At 54.8% G+C, this 4676-nt stretch carries 6 protein-coding genes; 5 read left to right on the forward strand and 1 reads right to left on the reverse strand.

The window, feature by feature from the left end; genetic code table 11:
• From ACYCZ5_RS13855 to trbC, 5 genes are all read left to right on the forward strand, one after another.
• On the forward strand, nt 1–654 hold a 654-nt coding region (locus tag ACYCZ5_RS13855), incomplete at its 5' end, for a hypothetical protein (RefSeq protein ID WP_461545392.1).
• Nucleotides 638–862: a hypothetical protein gene (locus tag ACYCZ5_RS13860; protein ID WP_461545393.1), complete on the forward strand. Its 225-nt coding sequence runs from the start codon at nt 638–640 to the stop codon at nt 860–862. The genes ACYCZ5_RS13855 and ACYCZ5_RS13860, both read left to right, overlap by 17 nt.
• The gene (gene traW / locus ACYCZ5_RS13865; protein WP_461545394.1) at nt 859–1488 is read left to right on the forward strand and encodes a type-F conjugative transfer system protein TraW; all 630 of its coding nucleotides are present in this window, start codon (nt 859–861) and stop codon (nt 1486–1488) included. Before ACYCZ5_RS13860 ends, traW begins: the two co-directional genes overlap by 4 nt.
• Nucleotides 1472–2482: a TraU family protein gene (locus ACYCZ5_RS13870; protein ID WP_461545395.1), complete on the forward strand. Its 1011-nt coding sequence runs from the start codon at nt 1472–1474 to the stop codon at nt 2480–2482. Before traW ends, ACYCZ5_RS13870 begins: the two co-directional genes overlap by 17 nt.
• Nucleotides 2482–3159: a type-F conjugative transfer system pilin assembly protein TrbC gene (gene trbC, locus ACYCZ5_RS13875; RefSeq protein ID WP_461545396.1), complete on the forward strand. Its 678-nt coding sequence runs from the start codon at nt 2482–2484 to the stop codon at nt 3157–3159. The genes ACYCZ5_RS13870 and trbC overlap by 1 nt, the downstream gene beginning before the upstream one ends.
• A 190-nt stretch (nt 3160–3349) precedes the next feature.
• Here the strand turns inward: trbC and ACYCZ5_RS13880 are convergent, their stop codons facing one another.
• Complete coding sequence (locus tag ACYCZ5_RS13880; RefSeq protein WP_461545397.1) at nt 3350–3553, reverse strand: hypothetical protein; 204 nt, start codon at nt 3551–3553, stop codon at nt 3350–3352.
• Nucleotides 3554–4676: the final 1123 nt, after the last annotated feature.

The raw sequence follows: 4676 nt of genomic DNA on the forward strand, positions 1-4676 counted from the left end.
CCGGCTCAGGAACTTCCCTCTCCACCATCCGAGCCAATTCCAGCCCAGGAGCCGCTTGCCTTGGAAGCTCTGGACGGCGCAATGGGAGAACTGCTGCGCGTCTTGATCGGCGAATTCAAGAGCGGCAAGAAAGCCTTTGAGAGCTTCGGGGTCAAACAAGCCGATGGAACCATTTATCTCAAGTGGCCGGAAACGTTTTCCGGATACGGCTTCACCGGCAAGCAGATTCTGGACGAACTGACCGAGCTTGGTTGGCTGATCCCCGCAAGCGATGTCGCCAAGGTGGGTAATGCCGAGTTTGCGGATGGTGTCGCACATTCAATCAAGTTGAGCCCTGTTGTCGGTCATTTGTTCGGTGCGTCCGGCAGCAAAGCTTTTGAAAGCATCGCACGCGGCTTGAACGAAGCGATCTCGCATGCGAAGGATTCATCGCCTCCCGCTACCACTTCGAGTTTCGAGGATGTCTTCCAGATTTCGGATTCTGGGCAACCCGAGCAGCCTGCAAAGAAGTCGAGAAAGCGCGCATCGAAGAAGAAGGTCAACTCACCCACAAGCGTCGCGGTCGGGGAGGCAAGTTCTTCACATACCAAGCCGCCGCTGTTCAGTAAGGTTCGCCAACAACATAAAGGCAAGTCCATTGTTAAAAGTGAATAACGCGGAAGTGATCGACGTGATCGTTGGTCAGTACGACAACGGTTTCTGGTACGCCACGGCACCTGCCATCCCTTGGCTGGCGGCAGAAGGTGACTCGCTGGGCAAGGTGATGGAAACCATCAAAAGCATTGCGCCTGCCCTGAGAGGCCGCTTGTGTCTGGATATCCCATTCGAACTGGATTGGCTTGTTATGGAAGCTGACAAATGAGGCGAAAGATCATTTCGGCGGTGCTGCTGGCTGCGCTTCTTCCTGTGTCCTCTGGTGCCGGAGCAGATGATCTCGGTGTCGTCGGGCCGACCTACGAAATCGTAGAGCGCGACGCACTCGAACTGATCACATCAAAGCTCAAGCATATGGAGCAGTCGGGGGAGTTGGCCAAGTACCAGGAGGACTACAAGAACAAGGTCGTTAACAGTATCGAGCATCCGCGTCCGCTTACCGGATTCAAATCTACAGACACGGCCAGCACGCACTACTACGACCCCACCATTGTGACTGAGAAAGACATCGTGGACGCGACTGGAAAAATCATCTACCCGCGCGGCACTCGGGTCAATCCACTCGACTATGTTGGCTGGAATACCTACCTGCTCTTCGTGGACGGCCGCGATGAGAAGCAGCTCGAATTCACCAAGAAGATCGTGTCCACATCTGATAGGCCGGTAAAGGTGGTGCTGGTCGCCGGTGAACCGATGGCTTTGATGCGCAAATGGAAGTCCTCCGTGTATTTCGATCAAGGCGGGAAGCTGATCAAGCGATTCTCCATCGCTCAGGTGCCCGCTATTGTCCGTCAGGAAGGAAAGAGGTTGAGAATCGATGAACTCCGCTATTAAGTTGATGATCGGTGCGCTGGCCATGGTGGCATGCACACTGAATGCGAATGCAGCGAACCTGACCTGCCAAGGCAAGTTCCCGAACCTCGTCACGGATATCTGCTGGAGCTGTTCTTTTCCGATGAAGTTTGGTGCTGGCGGTTTGTCGCTACCTGTTTCAACCGGACAAGAGGACACGCCGGATCCGGGTGGCTCCCCGATATGCGCCTGCGGCCTCAATACCGGCATCAAGGTGAGTTTCTGGGAGCCGGTGCGTCACGTCGACGTGGTGAGAAAGCCTTTCTGTTTGAGCGCGATGGGAGGCATTGAGATGGACCCCGGCTTCAATGCGCCTCATGGAACGCAAACCAAGAAGGATCACTCCGGCACCAGCTCGTTCTATCAGGCTCACTGGTATGTCGATCCTGTGATGGTGGTCTTGGGTGCTGTGTTGGACAGCCCCTGTCTTGAACAGAATGTGTTCGACCTTGCCTACATGACCGAACTCGACCCACTCTGGAATGACGATGAGATGACCACCATCCTCAATCCGGATTCGTTCCTGTTTGGCAATCTGGTCGCACGGCTGGCCTGTGGTGCTGACTGTGCCGCTGCGACGGCCGGGTTTGGCAGCAATTCGCTGTTCTGGTGCGCGGGCTGTCAGGGTTCCATGTACCCATTGAACGGCCACGTTGCCACGCATATCGGTGGCGTCCAGGCATCCAGCCTGATCACTTCGCGATTGATTGCCAAAATGCACCGTGAAGGTCTGATGTGGGCGGCGGATGGCGACGAGGGGTTGTGTGGCTATTACCCGCAGATGCTGATGGACAAGACGAACTACAAATACCAGATGCACTTCCCCGTAGCACAAAACAAGATCGATGGTAAATGCTGCCAGCCGCTTGGACGCACCTCGATCTTGTGGGGAGCTGGCAAGGAGATCCCCGGTGTCGGAGAAGACTTCGCATACATGATCTTCCGCAAGCGCAATTGCTGTCAGGGGGCGTTCTGATGTCCTGCAACCGTGTGAATCCCCTACTCGTCTTGTTGCTCTCACTCGCAGTGGTGCCATTGGCCACAGCGAATGAGCCTACAGAAACCCCTCTGGAAAAGTCGAACAGAGTATTGAGGGAGCTGAATGCGCAGTTTGCCCAGCATCGGCGACCGGAGGCAGCCAAGCTCGACGCGCTACCGCAGCCATCAACCACCGTTTCACCGTCAGATCTGGCTCAGCAGTTCAGCAAACCGCCTGTGATGGTGCCTATCAAAGCTGCCACACATGAGCTGATGGTGTTCGTTTCATTCTCGATGCCGCCAGAAAGCTTGCAGCGCGTCGTTGAACAATCTGAAAGGACCGGTGCGCACATCGTATTCCGAGGTTTCAAGGGCGACAAGTTGATGGAGATGTCCAAGTACGTCGCCAAACTCATCGGAAATCATCGTGTCGAGGTCAGCGTCAATCCTCCTGCATTCACCCAGTTCAAAGTGTCTGCTGTACCGGCGCTGGTGATCGCGCTCCCCACCGCAAGTGAGGGGTTGGACAACGGGTGTGCTCAAGCTACTCAGTACGTCAAGGTGACCGGCGACGTTGGCCAAGATTATGCACTCGATCTGATTGAGCGAACCTCGCCGAAGTTTGCTTCAGCCGCACAAGCATTCAATCGCAGAATCACAAGGGGGATCCAATGAAGCGTTATCGCTTTTTGTTTGGCATGATGACATTGGGGGTTGCGACTTTCGCTTCAGCCGCCCCGCTTACTCCGGCGCAGCAAGCCTTCGCAGATGCGCAAGCGTTGGCGGCGTCTGCCCAGGCAAATGCTGTCTCGAACTTGTCCAGCGGTGGCGTTTCTTCAACCGTGAATCAGTTCAATCCCACCTACTACAACGCCAACGGTGCTGCGCCGGAGAGTGCTCTGTTCCAAGGCGGTAATGGCAATACGGTTTCGGCCGGGCAAACCAAAGTGGCGGATTGCCAGACTGGCACACCGAATCCAGATCCGTTCTTGCGGCAAAACTGCGAGGCGATCAATCTCATGGTGAACAACCCGTCGAACAGGCCGCAGTTCTCGCTGCCAGCAAGCATGTTTGCCTCCTCAAGAGCTATCGAAGCTCAAGGCATAACCGACCCAAATGCAACTGGTAGTTTTACAGGCTGCGTGAACAAGGCCACAGGGTCGTTGCCTACTACCGAGCTATGCCAGGAATGGTTTGGGGCCAGCGATCAGCAATGCACCATGGGGCGCGTGGTATTGGTGGATGAGTTCACCAACTACCAGTGCGACAAAACGACTGATACTTACCTGCCGCAGACGTGCGACAAGACTCTGAATGTGACTGTAACGCAGTCAAGTCCGATTCCGGCTACTGCTGTGAACCAGACCTCAATAGCGCCTTTGTGGCGCAATAAAACAAACTCAGAATGTCTTGATGGTGGATCGTTTACTCGGGCAATGTGCCGGGACACAAGAATATATTGGTGTCCACCAGCGCTTCCTGCTTATAGCCCATCTGGAACATGGACGGTTGCTAATAATGGCCCATCCCCCGTGCAGTGCACAGTTCCAATTACGGCTGGTCAATGTCCAGACGGATACACACTATCCGGAGATTCATGCGTAAGCACAGTAACTGCCAGCACAAGCTATTCATGCCCGGCAGGTTACACACTGAATGGTTCGACTTGCTCGATACAAGCCACACAGACTGCAACCACGAATGATTATTGTCCGGCAGGTTACACGCTGAGCGGTTCAACCTGCTCGAATTCGGTACCTGCCAGCACAAGCTATTCATGCCCTGCAGGTTACGCACTCAATGGTTCGACTTGCAGCAAGACCGTTACTACGAACACCACGTCAACCTATAGCTGCCCGGCAGGCTATACCTCAGATGGGACGCTATGCACCAGGATCGAAACGGTTCCGCGACTATCGCGCAACCGGACAACAGCAGAATGTCAGGATGGGGGATCGTTTACACGGGCAATGTGCAAAAAGAAACTTGCCTACTACTGCCCGACAGCAACACCTGCGTACAGCCCTTCTGGTGCTTGGTATGTCGATACAGTCCCACTATGCACACGCACTCTTACAACCAGTGGTGCTCGTGAGGACACATGTCCTCCGGGCTATACCCAAAATGGGACGACGTGCTCAACGACCGCCAACACAGGAGCCACTTCTCTATATCAGTGCCCCACTGGATAT

It is taken from the genome of Sideroxydans sp., from assembly GCF_054604835.1.